Source organism: Xanthobacter aminoxidans (genome assembly GCF_043193615.1).
Classification (GTDB): Bacteria; Pseudomonadota; Alphaproteobacteria; order Rhizobiales; family Xanthobacteraceae; genus Xanthobacter; species Xanthobacter aminoxidans.
Map to the genome: position 1 here is coordinate 42764 of NZ_JBAFUS010000007.1, position 20336 is coordinate 63099.

11 protein-coding genes are annotated in these 20336 nt (G+C 70.0%); 9 read left to right on the forward strand and 2 right to left on the reverse strand.

Going from position 1 to position 20336, the window contains the following annotated elements:
* The first annotated feature begins 258 nt into the window (after positions 1-258).
* From V5F74_RS23325 to V5F74_RS23340, 4 genes are read left to right on the forward strand one after another with little or no spacing between them, the layout of a single operon-like run.
* The gene (locus V5F74_RS23325) at positions 259-9504 is read left to right on the forward strand and encodes an SDR family NAD(P)-dependent oxidoreductase (protein ID WP_394010138.1); all 9246 of its coding nucleotides are present in this window, start codon (positions 259-261) and stop codon (positions 9502-9504) included.
* Between the two features lie 52 nt (positions 9505-9556).
* Entirely contained in the window at positions 9557-10747 is a 1191-nt protein-coding gene (locus V5F74_RS23330) for an efflux RND transporter periplasmic adaptor subunit (RefSeq protein ID WP_051678840.1), read from the forward strand.
* A 10-nt stretch (positions 10748-10757) separates the two neighbouring features.
* Entirely contained in the window at positions 10758-11903 is a 1146-nt protein-coding gene (locus tag V5F74_RS23335) for an ABC transporter permease (RefSeq protein ID WP_024280980.1), read from the forward strand.
* Positions 11900-12661 (forward strand): ABC transporter ATP-binding protein, encoded by a 762-nt coding sequence (locus V5F74_RS23340; protein WP_024280979.1) that lies wholly within the window; start codon positions 11900-11902, stop codon positions 12659-12661. The genes V5F74_RS23335 and V5F74_RS23340 overlap by 4 nt, the downstream gene beginning before the upstream one ends.
* A 220-nt stretch (positions 12662-12881) precedes the next feature.
* Here V5F74_RS23340 and V5F74_RS23345 read toward each other — a convergent pair whose 3' ends face one another.
* The gene (locus V5F74_RS23345; RefSeq protein WP_245279280.1) at positions 12882-13430 is read right to left on the reverse strand and encodes a MarR family winged helix-turn-helix transcriptional regulator; all 549 of its coding nucleotides are present in this window, start codon (positions 13428-13430) and stop codon (positions 12882-12884) included.
* A 189-nt stretch (positions 13431-13619) separates the two neighbouring features.
* On the opposite strand from V5F74_RS23345, the gene V5F74_RS23350 reads away from it, so the two are divergent.
* The 5 genes from V5F74_RS23350 (at position 13620) to V5F74_RS23370 (ending at position 18937) form a co-directional block, all read left to right on the forward strand.
* Complete coding sequence (locus tag V5F74_RS23350) at positions 13620-14150, forward strand: flavin reductase family protein (protein WP_051678839.1); 531 nt, start codon at positions 13620-13622, stop codon at positions 14148-14150.
* 21 nt (positions 14151-14171) lie between these two features.
* Entirely contained in the window at positions 14172-15659 is a 1488-nt protein-coding gene (locus V5F74_RS23355; RefSeq protein WP_394010139.1) for a 4-hydroxyphenylacetate 3-hydroxylase family protein, read from the forward strand.
* Between the two features lie 54 nt (positions 15660-15713).
* On the forward strand, positions 15714-16094 hold the full coding sequence (locus tag V5F74_RS23360; RefSeq protein WP_029555865.1) for a cupin domain-containing protein: 381 nt from the start codon (positions 15714-15716) through the stop codon (positions 16092-16094).
* A gap of 28 nt (positions 16095-16122) precedes the next feature.
* On the forward strand, positions 16123-17469 hold the full coding sequence (locus tag V5F74_RS23365) for an amidase (protein WP_394010140.1): 1347 nt from the start codon (positions 16123-16125) through the stop codon (positions 17467-17469).
* A gap of 172 nt (positions 17470-17641) precedes the next feature.
* Complete coding sequence (locus V5F74_RS23370; RefSeq protein ID WP_051678838.1) at positions 17642-18937, forward strand: PrpF domain-containing protein; 1296 nt, start codon at positions 17642-17644, stop codon at positions 18935-18937.
* A gap of 27 nt (positions 18938-18964) precedes the next feature.
* Here the strand turns inward: V5F74_RS23370 and V5F74_RS23375 are convergent, their stop codons facing one another.
* Positions 18965-20332, reverse strand: coding sequence for a sensor histidine kinase (locus V5F74_RS23375; RefSeq protein ID WP_394010142.1), 1368 nt, complete (start codon positions 20330-20332; stop codon positions 18965-18967).
* Between the last annotated feature and the right edge of the window lie 4 nt (positions 20333-20336).

Below are 20336 nucleotides of genomic sequence, written 5' to 3' on the forward strand. Positions count from 1 at the left end.
GGCGCGCTGCGTGCCGGCGGCCTTTTCGCGTCAGCACAACCGCAGGGAGGTGTGGCCGCGGGCAGGCTTCAGTATTGGCGCATTTATTTCATTCACGCTGCCCGGAAATGAAGCAGAATGACCGGTAGTCTGGTAAATATACTTCGTATCATAATACCATTTAAAAGTATTTATGCGCTCACTCAAGAATTGGTGATGACAACATTTTTGGTATGAGCCTATTTTGCGGTGCGGGATCACACGGAAGGGGCGCTTCCGATGGACAGTGTCGATCTGCTCGACGGCGAGCTGAAAGCCGTCGCCTCCCACACGCTTGCCGAACCCCGGCTCACCGAATCCCTGGCCGTCGCCGTGGTCGGCATCGGCTGCCGTTTTCCCGGCGGCATCGCCAGCGGGGCCGATTATTGGTCCTTCCTCGTCGGCAAACGATGCGGCATCCGGGAAATTCCGGCCGATCGCTGGAATTACCGCAATTATTACGATGCGGACCCCGAATGCGCGGGGCGCTCCTATTCCAAATGGGGCGGTTTCCTCACCGGCGACGTGTTCCACTTTGATCCCGCCTTCTTCGACATGGCCCCGCGCGAGGTCATGTCCATGGACCCGCAGCAGCGGCTATTGCTGCAGGTGGCGTTCGAGACCGTCGAGGATTCCGGCATCACCCTGCGCACGCTGCAGAAGAAGCGCACCGGCGTGTTCGTCGGTATTTCCACGTCCGACTTCAGCTATTCCCAGCGCTACCGGCGCGTCGCCACCGACATCTTCGCCGGCACCGGCTCGGCCTATTCCATCGCCGCCAACCGTATCTCCCACCGGCTTGACCTCAACGGCCCGAGCATCGCCCTCGACACCGCCTGCTCCTCGGCGCTGGTGGCGGTGGACCAGGCGATCCGCCATCTCTCCATGGGCACCTGCGACGTGGCCCTGGCCGGCGGCGTGAACATGATGCTGGACCCCGGCCCGTTCGTCGCCTTCTCCAGCGCCAACATGCTGTCCGCGACCGGCGCCATCTACACCTTCGATGCCCGCGCCGACGGCTTCGTGCGCGGCGAGGGCTGCGGCCTCGTGCTGCTGAAGCCGCTCGCCCGCGCGGTGGCGGATGGTGACCGCATCTATGGCGTGCTGCGCGGCTCGACGGTCAATCAGGACGGCCGCACGCCGACCCTCACCGCCCCCAGCGACGTGGCCCAGACGGCCATGCTCAACAGCCTGCTGGAACAGACGGGCATCGACCCGGAGGACGTGGGCTATGTGGAGGCGCACGGCACCGGCACGCCGGTGGGCGACCCCATCGAGGCGAGCGCCATCGGCCGCGTGTTCGGCGCCGGCCGCGTGGACCGGCCGGTGCTGGTGGGCTCCTTCAAGCCCAATCTCGGCCATCTGGAATCCGCCTCCGGCATCGCCGGCCTCATCAAGATCGTGCTCTCGGCGCACCACGGCATCGTGCCACCGAACCTCAATTTCGAGCGGCCGAACCCCAACATCCCGTTCGACGCCCTCGGCCTGAAAGTGCCGGTGGAGCCGACGCCCTACGATGCCGAGGACGGGGTGCGCCTCAGCGTGGTCAACTCCTTCGGCTTCGGCGGCACCAATGCCTCGGTGGCGGTGGAGAGTTGGCACGGCGGGGGACGCGCCGCGAAGGCCGTGCCCGCGCGGGCCGTGCCCTCGGATGATCCCGCCTTCATTCCCCTCTCTGCCAACGGCAAGCCGGGGCTCGCCCTCTGGGCCGAGGAACTGGCCGAGGCGGTGGACATGGGCGGCGCCCTCGCCGGCGTGTCCTATGACAGCCTCTCGCAGGTGCTGAAGACCAGCCGCGACCATCTGAGCGAGCGCGCGGTCCTTCTCGCCGACCGCGCCGCGCAGGATCTGCCGTACAAGCTGCGCATGCTGGCGCTGGGCGCCGATGCGCCGGCCGAGGAGGCGGAGGCCGTCGCCCCCTACGTCATCACCGGCCGCGCCCGTCCGCGCCGGCTCGCCTTCACCTTCTCGGGGCAGGGCGGACAATGGTGGGCCATGGGCCGCAAGCTGCTCACCACCGAGCCCACCTACCGCGCCTTCGTGGACGAATTCGACGCCGTGCTGAAGCCGTGGACCGGCTGGTCCGTGGTGGAGGAGGTGCTGAAGGCTGAGGACAAGACCCGCATCAATGATGCGGACGTGACGCAGGCCTCCATCTTCACCATGCAGGTCGGCCTCTACCGCATGTGGCGCGAGCGCGGCCTCACCCCGGAACTGCTGGTGGGCCACAGCTTCGGCGAGGTGGCGACCACCTACATCGCCGGCTGCATCGACCTCGAAACCTGCGCGAAGATCATCTACCACCGCGGCCTCATCCCCCACGGCAGCACCCGGCGCGGCGCCATGGCGACGCTGGGCGTCACTTACGACCAGCTCGCGCCCCTCCTGCCGGATGACGGCAGCGTGGTGGTGGCCGCCTATAACGGCCCCACCGCCCAGACCATCTCCGGCATGGAAGCGCCGGTGGACGCGGTGCTCGCCGAGGTGCGCCGGCTGTTCCCGGATGTGACCGCCCGCCGCCTCACCATGGATTTCGGCTGGCACTCGCCCCACCTCGACGATTGCGAGGCCAAGTTCCGCGCCGGGCTGGGCGAGATCGACTGGAAGCCGCCGTCTATCCCCATCGTCTCCACCGTCACCGCCATGCTGGAGACGCGGTTCGACAGCGAATACTGGTGGCAGAATTTGCGCCAGCCGGTGAATTACAAGAAGGCCATCGATTTCTGCCTCGATCTTGGCATCGACGCCTTCCTGGAGCTGGGGCCGCACCGCACGGTGACGCCGCTGATCCACGGCATCGCGCAGGAGCGCAACGCCGCCGTGGTGGCCGTGCCCTCGCTGGAGCGGCAGGGCGATGATCGCCTCGTCATGGCCCGCTCCATGGCAAGCCTTTATGTGAACGGCGTCGCCTTCGACTGGACCGAGGCGGCGAAGGATGCGCAGGCCGATGCGCCTGCCCGCGCGGAGCATCTCGCCCTGCCGCGTCGCCCGTGGGCCAATGAGCGCCTGGTGCAGCTGCCGCTGGAGGCCAAGCAATTCCTGTTCGATGCCGACCGCCACCCGCTGCTCGGCTGGCGCGAGAGCGGGCCGGAGCCGGCCTGGACCAACGAGCTCACGCTGAAAAGCCTGAAGTATCTCGCCGACCATCGCCCCGGCGGGGACTGCCTGTTCCCGACCGTCGGCTATGTGGAGATGATGGCGGCGGCGCTGCGCGAGCTGTTCGGCGCGGCCCCGGTGGAATTGCGCGACTTCAAGATCATGGAGGCCCTCTCCATCGGCACCGACGACGTGGTGCTGCTGCGCACCTCGTACGATCCGGTCACAAGCCGCCTGCGCATCTCCTCCTTGAAGCGCGACACGGATGAGGACTGGCGCCCACGCGTGGAGGCCTATGGCTGGCAGCACGCGTTCACTTTGCCGAAGGCGAAGTTCGACCCCGCCGTGCTCGCCGGCACCCCGGCCATCACGCGGGAGGATTTCTATCGCCTCACCGCCCGCCACGGGCTTGATTACGGCCCCACCTTCCAGGCCGTGGAGGCGCTGTGGCTGCCCGGCCCGCGCCATGCGGTGGCGCGCATCGTCAGCAGCGAGGCGGCGCGGCGGACGGGGTTCGTCGCCTTCCCCGGCCTGTTCGACTCGGTGCTGCAGGCCGGTCTTGTGGTGGACGACGTGGACGCCGGCCTGTGGATTCCCGGCGAGCCATTGCCGGAGATGGAGGAGGTGGAAGGCAAGTATCGCCTCATGCTCCCCATCGGCATCCGCAAGGTGATGGTGGCTGGCCCGCTGCCGAGCGAGGTCATCTGCGAATTCTTCACCGATCCGCGCGACGACACCGGCATCTATCGCGTCTACGCGCTGGACGGCACGCCGCTGCTCGCGGTGGAGAACCTTCAGGTGAAGACGCTGGGCGCGCTGAAGGCGTCCACCGGCGAGGGCGCCGTCGTCATCGACGAGACCTACGAGAGCGATGCGGAAAAGCCGCCGGCCCCGGTGCGCACCGGCCGCTGGCTGCTGGCGACCGGCGATGCCGCCGAGACCGCGCCGCTCGTCGCCGCTTTGGAGGCACAGGGATCCACGGTCGAGACCATGGACCCGGCCCCGCTCTTCGCCATGGAGGCCGATGCCTTCACCGCCCGGCTGGAGGCGATGCTCGCGGCGCCGGAGGGACTCGTCGGCATCATCTATGCCGCCACCGCCGGCACCCATCTGGCGGACGCCGAGGCTCTGTCCACCGAGGCGCTGCTGGCGGCGGTGGAGTCCGCGGCCAACGGCCTCGTCACGGTGGGCAAGGCGCTCGACCTGCTGCGCACCGCCCCCCTGCGGCCCACCCTCGTGGTGCTCGGCCGCGCCGGGCGGCGGGTGCCCGGCGACGGAGCCATGACCACGGACGGCCTCGCCGATGCGCCGCTCCTCGGCCTCACCCGCACCATCGCCAATGAATGCCCCGAATTCGCCGTCCGCCATGTGGACGCGGATTTTTCGGCTATCGCCGCAGGCGTAACGCTGGCCCAGGCCGTGGCGGAGGAGAGTGCGGAGGCGGAGATCGTGCTGCGCGGCCCCGGCCGCCTCGTGCCGCGCCTGCGCCAGAGCGAGCTTGCCGCCCAGGCGCCGAAGCACCGCGTGATTGCGGCCGGTACCGACAGCTCCAACTTCACCGTGACGATGACCCAGCCTGGCGTCATTGACAATGTGGTGCTGCGCGAATGCCGCTATCCGACCCCCAAGGTGGGCGAGGTGGTGGTGGAGGTCGCGGCCGTGGGCCTCAACTTCCGTGACATCATGGCGGCCACCTCCATCCTGCCGGACGAGCAGGACGGCGAGGGCGCGTGGTGGCGCAATCTGGGCCTTGAGTTCGCCGGCACCATCCAAATGGTGGGCGAGGGCGTCACCGGCTTCAAGCCGGGCGACCGGGTGATGGGCATGGGCAAGGGCTTCCTGCGCCGCTTCGCCGCCGCCGACGCCCGCTTCCTCATGCATGTCCCGGATACGGTGGATCTGAAGGACGCCGCCACCCTGCCGGCCGCCTTCATGACCGCCCATTACTCGCTGGTGGACATCGGCCGCCTGCTGCCGGAGGAGCAGGTGCTGGTACATCTCGCCACCGGCGGCGTCGGCCTTGCCGCCATCCAGGTGGCACGCAACATCGGCGCCGACATCCTCGCCTCCGCCGGCTCGGACGCCAAGCGTGACCACCTCAGGGCGCTGGGCATCGTCCATGTGATGAACTCGCGCAGCCTCGAATTCGCCGAGGACGTGCGCGCGGCCACAAAAGGGCGCGGCGTGGACGTGGTGCTGAACGCCCTGTCCGGCGCCGGCATCGACAAGGGGCTGGAATGCCTCGCGCCGTTCGGCCGCTTCGTGGAGATCGGCAAGCGCGATCTTGCGCAGGACAAGCCCATCGGGCTCAAGTCCCTCTATTACAACAATTCCTACTCCGTCATCGACCTCTCCACCATCGCCGACGAGCGCCCCGCGCGGCTCTCCTCGCTGCTGCGGGCGGTGGAGGCGGAGGTGGCGCGCGGCGCCTACCGGCCGCTGGTGGCGACGCGCTTCCCGGTATCCCGCGCGGCGGATGCCATGCGCCTGTTCGCCAAGGCGCAGCACATCGGCAAGGTGGTGCTGACCTTCGACGAGCCGGAGGTGGAGGTCGAGATCGACCTCGCCCAGCCCATGCAGCTTTCCGGCGAGGCGAGCTATCTCGTCACCGGCGGCCTGCGCGGCTTCGGTGTCGCGGTGGCAGATTATCTCAGCCGGGCCGGCGCCGGGCGCCTGCTGCTCGCCGGCCGCAACGGCACGCCGGACGAGGACTCCGCCCCGGCCATCGCGGCCATCCAGGCGCGGGGGACCGAGGTGGTGCCGCTCGCCCTCGATGTCACCGATCCTGAAGCGGTGGAGGCGGTGATCGCGGCTCATGCCGCCTCCGACAAGCCGCTCAAGGGCATCGTCCACGGCGCGGCGGTGATCGAGGACGGCTTCCTCGCCCAGCTCGACGCGGCGCAGATCAGCCGCGTCATCCGCCCCAAGGTGGGCGGCGGCTGGAGCCTGCACCGCGCGGTGGCGAAGCATGGCGTGGCGCCGGACTTCTTCGTCAGCTTCTCCTCGCTGGCGCAGGTGCTCGGCAGCCCGGGACAGGCGAACTACACGGCCGCCAACGCCTTCCTCAACGCGCTGGGCTCGTTCCGCAAGGGGCGGGGTGTCGCCGGCTCGTCGGTGGCGTGGGGCTCCATCGCCGGCTCGGGCTTCGTCGCCCGCTCCGAGGCGCTGGGCAATTATCTCGAAAGCATCGGCATGAAGCCGGTGCCGGACACGGAGGCGGCCGCCTCGCTCGGAACGCTGCTGCGCGCCGAGGAGGAAAACCCCGCCTTCGCCCGCGCCGACTGGACCGCCATCGCCCGGGCGCTGGCCCGCACCGCCGCCACCGGCCGGGTGAAGCCGCTGCTGGCGCAACGCTCCGCCGGCCGCTCCCGCATCCAGGCCGATCTCCTCGCCGCCCCCCGCGAGCAGTGGGACGCCATGCTCGCCGATCTCATCCGTGGCGAGGTGGCGAAGGTGCTGAAGGTGGCCGCCGCCGACATCCCGCCCGACCGGCGGCTGTCCGAGCTGGGGCTCGATTCCCTTTCCTCCTTCGAGCTGAAGAACCGCATCGAGGCCCATGTGGATGTGAACATCCCCGTGGCCAAGTTCCTGCAGACCCCCACCATCACCGGCCTCTCCGGCGTGGTGGCCGCCACGTTCGAGGCGGCGCAGAAGGCGCGCGCGGCGAGCGCGGAAGCCCTTGCTGCGGGCGGGGAGGGGACGGCCGGAAGCGCCGGCCCGCTCGCCTTCCGGCCGCTGGTACGACAGGAGGCGCTCATCGCCCTCGCCACCCGGCCCATGACCACGCAGGCGGTGCGCGATGCGCTGGAGGTGGCGGCCTCCCGCGCCGTCCCGGCCGGCATGGCCTTCGAGGCGTTGGCCCAGGCGCTGGCGGACCTCACTGCGGCGCAGGACGCCTTGCGCCTCACCGTCACCGAGACCGGCGCCATCGTGCTCAACGGCGCGCCGGACCTGGAATGGGTGGCCTCCGCCGGCGCCCTCGCGCCGGTGACGCAGCCCGGGCCGCTGTGGCGGTTCGGCGTCTCGAAGGGTGCCGATGGCGCGCTGACGCTCCATGCCCGCGCCCACCGCGCGGCGGCGGATGCGCTCTCGCCCCATTTCGCGCTCGCCGCCTTGCTGACGGCCGTGCACACCGCCCCGGCTCCCGGCGCGCCCTTCACCGCCTTCGCGGCGGAGGGCCGCCCGGCCGATGGCTCGCCGGAGCAGGGGCGCCATCTCGCCTTCTGGAAGGAAGTGCTGCGCGCCGTGCCGCCCGCGCTCCGGACCGGGGTGCGCTCGCTGGCGCTTGCGCCGGCCGGCTTCGGGCTCAATCGTGGGCCGGTGGGGCGCCTCACCGCCCGCATCGACATGCCCGGCTTCGCCGCCTTGCCGGCGGCCGAGCAGGAGGCGCTGCTGCTCACCGCCCTTGCGCGCACGCTCGCCACGCGGCACGACGCACAGGCGCTGGTGATCGAGTGTCACGATCCGGCGCGGCGCGACGGGCTGCTCGGCCCGGTCTCGACCTCCGTGCCTCTGCTTATGGACCGGCTGGGCGAAGCCGACCGGCTGGTGCGCCGCACCCGCCAGCGTCTCGCCATGGTCCGCGACCATCGGGCCATCGACACGGCAGCGCTGGAATCCATCCTCGGCGCCAGGCTCAATGCCGCCGGGGCGGCGCTCCGGCAACTGGGCTTCTCCTATGTGGATGCGGCCGCTGCCTCGGCGCTCGCTGCGCTCGGCATCGCCGACCCGCTGGCGGCGCTGGCCGATCCGTTCAACGAGCTGCGGCTCGATGCGGTGGCGGACGGCGACGGCGTGCGCCTCGTGCTCGCCCTCGACACGGCGGCCTTCGACGCTGGCGCCGGGCGCCCCTTCCTCGATGCCTTCGCCGCGACGCTGGAGGCGCTCGGCGGCAGTGCCGCAAGCGTCTGCGACGCCACATGGCACGCCCCCGCCGAACCCCTGCGCCGCACCGCAGCGGCGGTGCCCGAGCCGGTGGCGGCGGCGTCCAGCCCGGTGCATGTGAGCGGCGAGCGGGAGGTGCCCCTCTCGCTCAAGCAGGGGCTGCTGCTGCGCTCCTTCCTGAAGCCCGAGACCGGCCATGCCTGCCGGTCCGCCTGGACGGTCAACCGCGCCTTCCGCATCACCCCGCGTATGGACCTCGAACGCCTGCGCCGCGCGCTCAAGCTGGTGGAGGAACGGCAGGAGGCGCTGCGCTCGCGCTTCGTGCTGGGCGACGACGGGCGCCCGCGCGTGTTCATCCTGCCCCCCGGCGAGCCGCCGCTGGTGGTGGAGGACATGCCGGAGGCCGGCGAGGCGGAAGTCGAGGCCCGCATCGTCGCCCTCATGGACGACGAGATGGACCCCTTCACCAACCCGCCCTATCGCATCACCGTCCTGCGCTGCGGGCCGGAGGGCGACGTGGTGGTGGCGCACGGACACCATACGGTGTTCGACGGCTGGTCCCTCGGCCTGTTCGTGGAAGAGCTGTTCCAGGCCTTCCTCGGCATCCCGTTGCCGCCGCCGGAGATGGATGTCGCGACCTACGTCAACACCTTCGAGCGGGCGACGGACCCCGCCTTCATGGCCGAGCGCGACGCCTATCTGCGCAGCCTCTATGCGGTGGACCCGCCCCCGGTGCCGCACTTCGGCCGCCGGGCCAAGGGCCTCGCGCCGAACTTCGACCTCACCCAGGGTGGGCCGTCCGGCGAGATGTTCGCCTTCCTCAGTGCCGACGGCCAGCAGCGGCTGCAAACCCGTGCCCGAGCCTCCGGTGTCACCGAGACGGCGCTGCTCATCGCCGCCGTCGCCCAGACGGTGGCGGCGCGCGGCGGGGTGGATGACGTGATGCTCAACGTGCCCACCGCCATGCGCACCGATCGCCGGCTCAACGGCTTCATCAGCTGGGTCGCCGGCTCGGCCTTGCTCCGGGCGCCGGCCCGCGCGCTGCCGAAGCTGGAGACGCTGGCCGCAAGCCTTGCCGACCAGCTTAACCGGGCCATGCCCTACGTGCCGTTCGAATATGCGGCGCTGGACGGCGTGGTGCATGACGAGGTGATCGCCGCCGGCTCGTATCTCGCTTTGTACCAGACCGGCATGCAGGCGCCGGACCGGTTCACGCGGGGCGCCACCACCTCCACGCTGCAACGGCAGGGCAAGAGCGAGGTGCTGGACCTCGGCCACATCAAGGTCGCGCCCGTCAGTTCGCGGCTCATGCGCTACGCCATCAACGAGTTCGACCTGCGCTCCTTCCAGAGCACGGACGGGCTCGCCTACCGCCTCGGCTTCGATCTCACCGCCTTGACTCCCGCCGAAGGGCGCGGCCTCTTGGAGGAGGTGCTGGACCGGATGGAACTCGGCGGCGACGGCTGCACCGCCATCGTCGATGCGGACGAGGAGCAGCCCGCGTGAGCCTCTTCGAAGACTTTGCACCCCCCATCGTCGCGCGTCGCGGGGGGCGCTCGTGAAGCCGGAGCGCGTCCAGCCCGTTCACCTCAAGCCCGACCATTCGGCCGGGTGGCGGCGCTTCGCCGTGGTCATGCTCCTCATCCTCGCGGCGGGTGGCGCCGGCTTCTGGTGGTATGTGCTGCCGGTGCCGGTGGCCTACCACGAGGTGCGCCTGCGGATGATGAGCCTCGAGATCAACGGCCCCGGCATCCTCGACGCCATAAACCGCGTGGTGGTGACGAGCCGCATCCAGGGCTTTCTCAAAGTCATCGAGGCTGACCGCAACGACACGGTGAAGCGCGGGCAGGTGCTGGCCCGCCTCGAATCCGTCGATCTCCAGAACCAGCTCGCCGCCGCCCAGGCGGAGGCGAGCGCCGCCGGGCGCATGGTGACGGAGGCGCAGGCCGATCGCGCCCGCGCGCAGGCGGTCCTCGACAAGACCAAGATCGAGTTCGAGCGCCGCACGACCCTCGTGCGCCTCAACGCCGCCTCGCAGGCGGAGCTGACCACCACGGAAGCCGCCTTCAAGCAGGCGGAGGCGGACATGGCGCGCTCGGAGGCCGGCATCGAGCGGGCGCGGGCGCAGCTGCTCTCGCAGGAGGCCAATGTGAAGGTGCTGGAGGCGCGCCTCGGCGAGGCCACCATCAGCGCGCCGCTGGATGGCGTGGTCATCTCCCGCGAGCGCAATCCCGGCGACCTGCTGCTGCCGGGGGCCAATTTGATGCAGGTGGTGGAGCTGTCCTCCATCATCATTTCCGCCCGCTTCGACGAGTCCGCCCGCGCCACCATCAAGGCCGGCCAGCCGGCGCGCATCACCTTTGCCGCCGGTCCCGGACGGGTGTGGAACGGCAAGGTGCTGCGCCTGTCACGGCAGGTGGACCAGGAGACGCGCGAGTTCACCGCCGACATCACGCTGGATTCCCTGCCCGAGAGCTGGGCCATGGGCCAGCGCGCCAACGTGGCGGTGGAGGCGCAATCGCCGGAGCAGGTCATCGGCATTCCGGAATCGCTGGTGATCCGCCGCGACGGCCGGGCCGGCGTGTGGCTGGCGCAGCGCGGCCGCGCGGCCTGGACGCCGGTGACACTCGGCTACATCAGCGGCTCCAACGTGGTGGTGACGCGCGGGCTGAAGGAGGGCGACGTGGTGCTGGCCCCGGCGGGGCGCTACGCCTTCCAGCCGGTCAGCCTCGGCACGAAGCTGCCCTGAGGCCTCTCACATGAACATCGCCCTGAAGGACATGCGCTTTTCCGCCCTGCGCTTCGCGCTGACGGCGGTGGGCATCGGCATGCTGCTGGGGGCGACCATGGGGATGATCGGCCTTTATCGCGGCATCGTCCACGAGGCGCTGCTCATCATCAACGACATCGGCGCCGACCTGTGGGTGGTGGAGGGCGGGCGCTCCGGCCCCTTCGCCGAGACCTCGGCGGTGCCGGCCAATCTCGACCGGCGGGTGGAGGGCGTGCCGGGGGTGGATTCCACCCGCCGCTTCATCCAGTACAACCAGCAATACACGATCGACGGCAAGCCGGTGCGCCTCGCCGTGACCGGGGTGGACTACCCCAAGGATTCCGCCGCCTGGATCCCGCTCATCGACGGGCGCGCCTTCCGCTCCACCCGCTATGAGGCCATCGCCGACCAGTCCACGGGGCTTCTGGTGGGCGACGTGATCCGCCTCGGCCATGACGACTACACGGTGGTGGGCCTCACCAAGGGCCAGGTGGACATGGGCGGCGACGGCATGTTCTTCGTCACCATTCCCGATGCGCAATCCATCAACCGCGTGCTGCCCTCCGAGGCCGTGCTGCTGAACCGGCTCGCCAAGGGCCGCTCGCGCATGGGCATGGGCGATGGAGGCTCCATCGCCGCGGTGATGGTGGAGCTGAAGCCCAATGCCGACGTGAAGGAGGTGCAGCGCCGCATCAAGGCGTGGGGCGACGTGGAGGTGCTGACCCAGGACGAGGAGCGCGACATGCTGCTGAACGGCCGCCTGTGGCGCCTGCGCGTGCAGATCCTCGCCTTCACCGCCATGACGCTGCTGGTGGCGGGCTCCATCATCGCGCTGACGATCTACATGCTGACGCTGGAAAAGATCAACCAGATCGCCCTTCTGAAGCTCATCGGCGCGCGGGATCGCGTCATCATTGGGCTCATCGTGCAGCAGGCACTATGGATCGGCGTGCTGGGCTATGGGGTGGCGCTGGCCATCTCCTTCACCCTCTATCCCAACTTCCCGCGCACCGTGCTGCTGCTGCCGGACGACCTCGCCTGGATCGCCTTCACGCTTTTCCTCATCAGCCTGTTTGCCAGCTGGTTCGCCATTCGCCGGGCCATGCGGGTGCGGGCGCAGGAGGTGCTGGCATGAGCGCCCTCGCGGGAGCTGCCCCGGCCCCCCGCCTCGCCCCGCCGTCGCCGGACGTGGTGATGGAGGTGCGCGGCGCCAGCAAGATCTACCTCTCCGGCCCCAATGCGGTGGCCGCGCTCTCGGACATGACGCTGGCGCTGAATGCCGGGGAGCTGACCGGCATCGTCGGCCCCTCCGGCTCGGGCAAGACCACCTTTCTGATGATCGCCGGCCTGCTGGAGCCGCCCTCCACCGGTGTTGTCCACTTCCGCGGCCGGCCCATCGCCGATCCGCAGACCAAGCTCAACAGCCTGCGCGACTTCCGCCGCACCCATGTGGGCTTCATCTTCCAGAAAGCGAACCTCATCCCCTTCCTCACGGCGGTGGAGAACGTGCAGATCGCGCTGGAGATCAACGACGTGCGGCCGAAGCTGGCGCGGGAGCGGGCGCGGGAGCTGCTGGACCAGTTCGGCCTCGGCCAGCGCGAGGACAATTACCCCACCCAGCTCTCCGGCGGCGAGCAGCAGCGCGTCTCCATCGCCCGGGCTCTGGCCAACGATCCGGTGCTGCTGCTGGCGGACGAGCCCACGGCGGCGCTGGACGGCACGCGCGGCCGGCAGGTGATGGAGGTATTCCGCGCGCTGGCCGACGAGCGGCAGGTGGCGGTGGGCGTCGTCACCCACGATCCGCGCTGGTCGGACATCTTCGACCGCATCGTCGAGATGAGCGACGGCCGCATGGTGTCGGAGCGGGCCGGGGGCGTGGCGGGGCATCTGTAGAAGGTGAGCGGGAGGTGTCCGGGAGAGGGACGAAACCCGTGCCCCGGACCAGCGACGGCGCAGCCGGAGCGCCGAGCCGGGGCCCAGGGGAAAAGTCGGCGAAGCCGGCGACACCCCCAACACCCTCGGTTTGAGCCGCCTGCGGCGAACCCTTGCGCTGGGCCCCGGCTCGCATTCCGCTGTCGCTGCATGCGTCCGGGGCGCGAGGGCGGCGTCCCCCTCACACCAGCGGCGAGACCTGCTCGCGCGCCGTCTCGATTTTCCCGTCGGGGGCCAGATAGTCGATCAGCTTCAGGGTGCGTTCGCCGGTGCCGGCGAGTTTGGCGATGATGGAGCGCATGGCGCGGAATTCGCTCCCCGAGAGCGGGCCGAACAGGGTGTCGTTGGCCGGCGCCTGCACCCGCGTCAGCTCGGCGAGGCGCTGCTCGGCCTCGGGCGTGACGGAGAGCAGCACCCGGCGGCGGTCGCTGGGATTGACGGCCTTGCTGACGAGGCCCGCGGCGACAAGTTTGTTGATCTCGATGGTGACGAAGGCGCCCGACAGGTGCAGGTGCTCGGCGAGGGTGGCGACGCCCAGTTCCGGCACCTTGCCGGTCAGGCGGGCGATGGACATCAGGATCGTGTACTGCGTGCCCGACAGTCCGATGAGGCCGCCGAGGCGGTTGCGCACCTCCTGGATGGCGGCCGCGAACGCCAGCATGTCGTGCACCAGCTCACGGAATTCGGTGTCCGAACCATCGATCAGCAAGGCGGCGCGTGACGCTGTCAAAGGCAGCGGCCTCCGGCCCCGCCCGTTCTTCGTCTGAGGCATGAACGCGTGCTCCCGCGCACCGTGGACCCTCCCCCTGCAGAGGGGCGGTACGCCAACATGTTTTTAGCCGGGCAGGGGGCTTGACGTCCATCACCCATTTGATAATAGCTTTATAACAAAGCTATCAAGTGCTGTGGACATTGCCCCATGTCTTCGCCGCCCCCCCTGTCTTCGCCCCGCTCTCCGAGCGTCACCGCCTTCGATCCGCGCGCCTTCCGCCAGACGCTGGGGGCATTCGCGACCGGCATCGCCGTGGTGGCGGCCGAGGCGGCCGACGGAACGCTCATCGGCATGACCATGAGCTCGTTCAATTCGGTCTCGCTGGACCCGCCGCTGGTGCTGTTTTCCGTTGCCCGCTCGGCGCTTTCGCTGCCGGCTCTGCGCACGGCGGCGGCCTACGGCATCTCCGTCCTCGCCCACGACCAGCAGGACCTGTCCGGCCGCTTCGCCCGTGCCCAGGGCGAGAAGTGGTCCGGCGTGGACCACCTGCGCGGCCATGGCGGCGCCCCGCTCCTTGCCGGTGCGGCAGCGCATCTGGAGTGCGTGCCCCACGCCATCCACGACGGCGGCGATCACGAAGTTTTCATCGCCCGCGTCGTCGCCCATCGCTCGGCTGCCGCCGAGCCGCTTATCTTCCATGCCGGACGCTACCGCACGCTTGCGGCCGTCGCCGGCTGAACCGAACTTGAGGACCCTGCCATGATCAAGACCGGTGCCGAGCATATCCAGAGCCTGAAGGACGGCCGCGAGATCTTCATCGACGGCCAAAACCTGTCCGATGCCACCACCCACCACGCCTTCCGCCGGTCCATCGCCTCGGTCGGGAAGATGTTCGACTTCCACAGCGCCCCGGAAAACCGGGAGCTGATGACCTTCGAGACCGACACCGGCACCCGCGCCAACCGCATCTGGCAGCTTCCGACCAGCTATGAGGAGCTGAAGACCCGCCGCCGGGGCCTCGAGGCCTGGACCGAGCTGCATGGCGGCTTCCTCGGCCGCGCGCCGGATCACGTCGCCTCCTGCATCTCCGGCATGTACATGGGCCTCGACCAGTTCGAGCTGTACGACCCGGCCCGCGCCCGCGCGCTGGCGGACTATTACCGCTACGCCCGCGACAACGACCTCTATCTCACCTACGTCATCATCAATCCGCAGGCCGACCGCTCCAAGAATGCGGCCGAGCAGGCCGACCCCTTCCTCTCCGCCGCCGTCGTGGACGAGGACACCTCGGGCATCACCGTGCGCGGCGCCAAGATGCTGGCCACCGGCGGCATCATGGCCAACGAGGTGTTCGTCACCTGCATCCAGCCTTTGCAGAAGGGCGAGGAGCCCTATGCGCTCTCCTTCTGCATCCCGATGAATGCGAAGGGCCTGAAGATCCTCTCCCGCAAGTCCTATGAGGCGGGCGCGCCCAGCGTGTTCGACAACCCGCTGTCGAGCCGCTTCGACGAGAACGACGCGGTGCTCTACTTCGACGACGTGAAGGTGCCGTGGGACCGCATCTTCATCGCCCGCGACATCGCCATGACGAACAAGCAGTTCCATGCGACGCCCGCCCACGTCTACCAGAACTACCAGGCGCAGATCCGCCTCTCGGTGAAGCTGAAGTTCCTGCTGGGCATCGCCCGCCGCATCACCGAGGTGAACGGCACCACCAATTTCCCGCAGGTGCGCGAGACGCTCGGCCAGCTCGCCGCCGAGGCCGGCATGGTGGATGCCTTCGTCGCCGCCATGGAGGCCAAGGGCAGCTATTACGGCCCCTATTTCGTGCCCGACCGCCACACCCTCTATGCCGCGCAGACGCTGGCCCAGCAGCTCTACGGCAAGTTCATCACCACCCTGCGCGAGCTGGCCGGCGGCGGCATGATCATGCTGCCCTCCTCGGTGCACGACTACGAGAATGCCGAGCTGGCCCGCCTCATCGGCAAGACCCAGCAGTCGCCCGCCGCCAGCGCCGAGGAGAAGGTGAAGTTCTACAAGCTCGCCTGGGACGCGGTGGGCTCGGAATTCGCCTCGCGCCATGCGCAGTACGAGATGTTCTATGCCGGCGCCTCCTTCGTGGTGAAGGGCCATTCCTTCCGCACCTATGACTGGGCGGGCGCGGAAAAGCTGCTCGCCGACATGCTCTCCTCCTACGCCCTCTCCGACGAGGTGAAGCCCTTCGCCGCCGCCCGCGCGGCCGAGTGATCGGAAGTCACCGCAAGACACAGTAAAGAACTTAACACAGCGAAGACCACAGCCATGGCGATCAACAAGATCCACGACGAGTTCCATACCCTGGACCTGACCACCGGATGGGAAGTGCCGCCCGGCTATCCCTCCGGCATCCAGCAGAAGATCCTCGCCGGCGCCCTCGACGAGGAGAACCGCGCCGGCTCGCGCTCGCGCCTCCTGAAGTTCGAGCCCGGCGTGTTCACCACCAAGCCCTTCGTGCACGAATACTGGGAAGAGGTGTTCCTGGTCTCCGGCGACCTCACCGTCGGCAATGACGACAAGGGCGAGGGCGGCGAGAGCTTCGCGCCCTTCACCTATGCGGTGCGTCCCCCGGGCGCCGTGCATGGGCCGTTCAAGTCGGATAAGGGCTGCATCCTGTTCGAAATCCATTATTTCGATCCGGCCTGATTCCTCTCCCTTTCTGGACCCGCGCCCCATGCAGCCCACCCTCGCCGCCCTCGCCGATGATCTCGCCTCCGGCCGCACCACGGCGCGGGCGCTGGTGGAGGACTGCATCGCCCGGATCGATGATCCGGACGGGGAGGGCGGGCGCGCCTTCGTGCGGGTGAACCGGGAGGCGGCCCGCGCGGCCGCCGATGCCCAGGACCTGCTGCGGAAGGCGGGGGCCGCGCCCTCGCCCTTCGCCGGCATCCCCGTCGGGGTGAAGGACCTGTTCGACGTGGCCGGCGAGGTCACGGCGGCGGGCTCCAAGGTGCTGCGCGATTCTCCCCCGGCGAAGGCGGACGCTCCGGCCGTAGCGCGCCTGCGTCGGGCCGGGTTCGTGCTCGTCGGCCGCAACACCATGACCGAGTTCGCCTATTCCGGCCTCGGCATGAACCCTCATACCGGCAACCCCGCCGCCCCCTTCGAGCGGGCAACTGCTCCGCGCGTCTCCGGTGGCTCCTCCTCCGGTGGTGCGGTGGCGGTGGCGGACGGCATGGCCCATGCGGCGCTTGGCACCGACACGGGCGGCTCCTGCCGCATCCCGGCGGCCTTCTGCGGCCTCGTCGGCTTCAAGCCCACCGCCCGCCGCGTGCCGCGCGACGGCGCCTTTCCGCTCTCCACCACGCTGGATTCCATCGGCCCCATTGCCCGCTCGGTGGCCTGCTGCGCGGCGCTCGACGCCATCCTCTCGGGCGGTGACGCGCCGCTGCCAGCGCGCCCGGTCGCGGGCCTGCGCCTGCTCGTGCCCACCACCGTCGCCCTCGACGGGCTGGACGCGCCCGTCGCCGCCGCCTTCGAGGCGGCGCTGGAGCGCCTCGCCAGGGCCGGCGCGCACATCGTCTCCGCGCCCTTCCCCGAGTTCGGCGAGATCGCCACCCTCAATGCCAAGGGCGGCTTTGCCGCGGCGGAGAGCTATGCCGTCCACCGCCGCCTGCTGGCCGAGAAGGGCGATGGCTACGACCCGCGCGTCTCCGTGCGCGTCCGTCGCGGCTCCGAGCAGTCGGCCGCGGATTATGTGGAGCTGGTGGCGGCCCGCGCCGGCCTCGTCGCCCGTGCCGCCGCGCGGCTCGCCGGCTTCGACGCGCTGGCCCTGCCCACCGTCGCCATCGCCCCGCCGCGCATCGCCGACCTGCTCACCGACGACGACGCCTATGGCCGCGCCAACATCATGGCCCTGCGCAATCCCACCCTCATCAACATGATCGACGGCTGCGCCATCTCCCTCCCCCTCACCGGCGAAGGCGGCCTGCCCGCCGGCCTCATGCTGGCCGGCGCGCCGGGCAGGGATGCCGCCCTCTTTTCCGTGGCCGCTGGCGTCGAGGCGGCGCTGAAGGGCTGAACGACCGTCCCGCAAGGGGGGCGATCGCCTGATCGCGCCCGCTCGTGATGACCTATGTCAACGCAGCCGTCCTGGAGGTGCCGCTAGCTTTGCAGCGGTTCACCGGGTCTCCGTTCGGAGGCCGAGATCAGGGACGCGATCGCCCAATGTGGCGGCGCGGCGGGCGGGCGCCATGGGCTTGTTTCACTTCGATCGCAATCTCGAGCAGACGCTGGCCCCCATCACCCTGATCCGGGGTGGCAGCAGCCGGGGGTTCTATTTCGAAGGGCGCAACGTCCCCCTGCCGGGCCAGGGGCTTGAAGAGTTCTTGCTGGCCGTGCGCGGCTCCCCCGACCCGATGGGCATGGACGGTCTCGGCGGCAACACCATCCTGCAGTCGAAGACCGCCATCGTGCAGCCCTCCACACGCGAGGGCGCCGATGTGGACTACACTTTCGTGCAGATCTTTCCCGACCAGCCGGCGACCGTCACCTACAAGATGAACTGCGGCAACATCTCGGCCGGGGTGCCGGTGTTCGCCCTGATGAAGAACATGATCCCGGGCGTCCGGGACGGCCGCCTCACCGTGCGCGCCTATTCGACCAACACGCAGAAGATGATGTACATGACCCTCGACGTGGCCAACGGCGAGGCGCTGGTGGATGGCCAGACCGCCATCGGCGGGGTGCCGGGGACGGGTGCGGAAATCCTCGTCGATTTCCGCGACCAGGGCGGCGGCTTCACCGGCCGGACCTTTCCCACCGGCAATCTGGTGGACACCGTCGTGCTGAGCGACGGCAGCAAGATCGATGTCACCATCGTCGACATGGTGAATATCTGCGGCTTCTTCCGGGCCGAGGACTTCGGGCTGGGCTGCACGGGCCTGGAACTGCCCTCGCCCACCGGCGCGGTGCTGACGCCGCCCGGCATGCTCGCCCGCCTCACCGAGTTGCGGCTGAAGATCGCCCAGTTGATCGGCTGGAACCAGTACACGATCGACACCATCGGCAAGGCGACGCTGCCCTTCGCCGTCTCGGTCGCCGCGCCCGCGACCTACACGGACCTCGACGGGCATGAGGTGAAGGCCGAGACGGTGGATGTCGTCGCGCGCTTCTATCTCGAATCGATCATGCATTCGGCGGCGCCGGGGAGCGGGTCCACCTGCCTCGCGGCCGCCGCGGCCATCCCCGGCACCGTGCCCAACCAGGCCCTGCGCGACGGCGCGCTGAAGGCGGGGAAGGGCGGGAGCCTGACGCTCGGCCATCCCAGCGGCACCTTCGCATTGAAGACCAGCCCCATTCTGGGCGCCGACCGGACCGCCGCCACCTTCTCCGAACTGAGCTTTCCGCGCACCGCGCGGATCATCTGCGACGGCACGGTCTACATCAAGGTCAACCGCCCGTCGGAACAGACGGCCTGGACGGTCGCCGACGATCTCGACGCGGCCTCCTACTTCCTGAGGGGCGAGGACATTTCGGTGCAGCGGTGAGCGGGTTCGCCCTGGGCCCGGACCGGTTCAGGGCGTGCCGGCCTGCTCTTCCGGCTTCGGCAGCCGCACGGTGAGGCGGGCGCCGCCGCCGGGGCGGTCGGAGATGGTGACGCTGCCGCCGTGCCCCTCGGCGATCTGCCGCACGATGGTGAGGCCGAGGCCGGCGCCGCCGCTGTCGCGGTTGCGCGAGGGCTCCAGCCGGTAGAAGGGCTCGAACACCGTTTCCCGCTCGCCCTCGGGAATGCCCGGCCCGCGATCCTCCACCACGAGGTCCACCGCGTCGCCGCGATCCTGAAGCGTGATGTCCGCGCACGCGCCATAGGCGATGGCGTTTCCGACGAGATTGGCGAGGACGCGGGCGAGCGCGCCGCGATTGCCGGCGACCACCCGCTCCGCGTCGGCGCCATGGAGCGTGACGGCCGCGCCCTGCGCCCGGCGCGTCTCGCACTCGGCCCGCGCCAGCGCGGCGAGGTCCACGGTCTCCCCGGAGGCGGGGGCGAAGGAGGCGCGGGCGAAGGCAAGGGCGTCGTCCACCAGCGCCTGCATGCCGTCGAGGTCGGCGCGGGCCTTCTCCACCTGGTCGCCGGGCGGCATCAGCTCCAGCCGCAGCCGCAGGCGCGTGAGATAGGTGCGCAGATCGTGGCTGATGGCCCCCAGCACCAGCGTGCGCATGCGCACCAGTTCCGAGATGCGGGCCTGCATGGCGTTCACCGTGCGGATCACCAGCCGCACGTCCGGGGCGCCGCGCTCCTTCACATGCGAGGGCTGGAGCTGGGCGCCGAACCGCTCCACCGCCGCCGCGAGGTCGGAGAGGGGGCGGGTCTCCCGGCGCACCGCGAGCAGGGCGAGGAGGGCCACGAGGAAGCCGAGGATGCCGCCGATGAGCCCCACCGGCAGGCCGAGGAAGCGCACCGTCACGTCGCCCCCGGCCACGATCTCCAGATAGCCGCCACCGACGAGTGCAAAGGCCACGGTGAGCTTCGCGCCGCGCAGGTCGCGCAGGCGCTCGACGAGGCCGTGGGGGTGATCGTCGCCGGCGAGCGACAGCGCGATGAAGCGGTCCGGCGGCAATCCCGTGAGCAGCCGGAGCCGGCGCTCGGCGAAGCCGAGCAGGCGCGGCGTCTGGAGGTTCGGCTTCTCGGCCCGGATGGCGACGAGGAAGCCGGGACCTGCGGCCGCGCGCACGGCGAGATCGCGCTCGGCGGGGGGCAGCCGATCCAGCAGCTGCGCCAGCGCGGCGATGCGCTGCATCACCATCAGCACGGCGACGGGCGACGAGGAGCGCTGGCGCTCCAGCACATAGGCGGCGAGCATCAGCACCTGCACCGCCAAAAGGCCGGCGACGACGATCAGCGCCAGTCGCGTGCCGAGCCCGAACCGGCGGTGACGGCGCATCGCC

Coding starts and splice junctions, on each gene's coding strand:
- V5F74_RS23340 (WP_024280979.1), top strand. CDS start 11,900: ATGAGCGCCCTCGCGGGAGCTGCCCCGGCCCCCCGCCTCGCCCCGCCG.
- V5F74_RS23360 (WP_029555865.1), top strand. CDS start 15,714: ATGGCGATCAACAAGATCCACGACGAGTTCCATACCCTGGACCTGACC.
- V5F74_RS23365 (WP_394010140.1), top strand. CDS start 16,123: ATGCAGCCCACCCTCGCCGCCCTCGCCGATGATCTCGCCTCCGGCCGC.
- V5F74_RS23325 (WP_394010138.1), top strand. CDS start 259: ATGGACAGTGTCGATCTGCTCGACGGCGAGCTGAAAGCCGTCGCCTCC.
- V5F74_RS23355 (WP_394010139.1), top strand. CDS start 14,172: ATGATCAAGACCGGTGCCGAGCATATCCAGAGCCTGAAGGACGGCCGC.
- V5F74_RS23350 (WP_051678839.1), top strand. CDS start 13,620: ATGTCTTCGCCGCCCCCCCTGTCTTCGCCCCGCTCTCCGAGCGTCACC.
- V5F74_RS23375 (WP_394010142.1), bottom strand. CDS start 20,332: ATGCGCCGTCACCGCCGGTTCGGGCTCGGCACGCGACTGGCGCTGATC.
- V5F74_RS23335 (WP_024280980.1), top strand. CDS start 10,758: ATGAACATCGCCCTGAAGGACATGCGCTTTTCCGCCCTGCGCTTCGCG.
- V5F74_RS23370 (WP_051678838.1), top strand. CDS start 17,642: ATGGGCTTGTTTCACTTCGATCGCAATCTCGAGCAGACGCTGGCCCCC.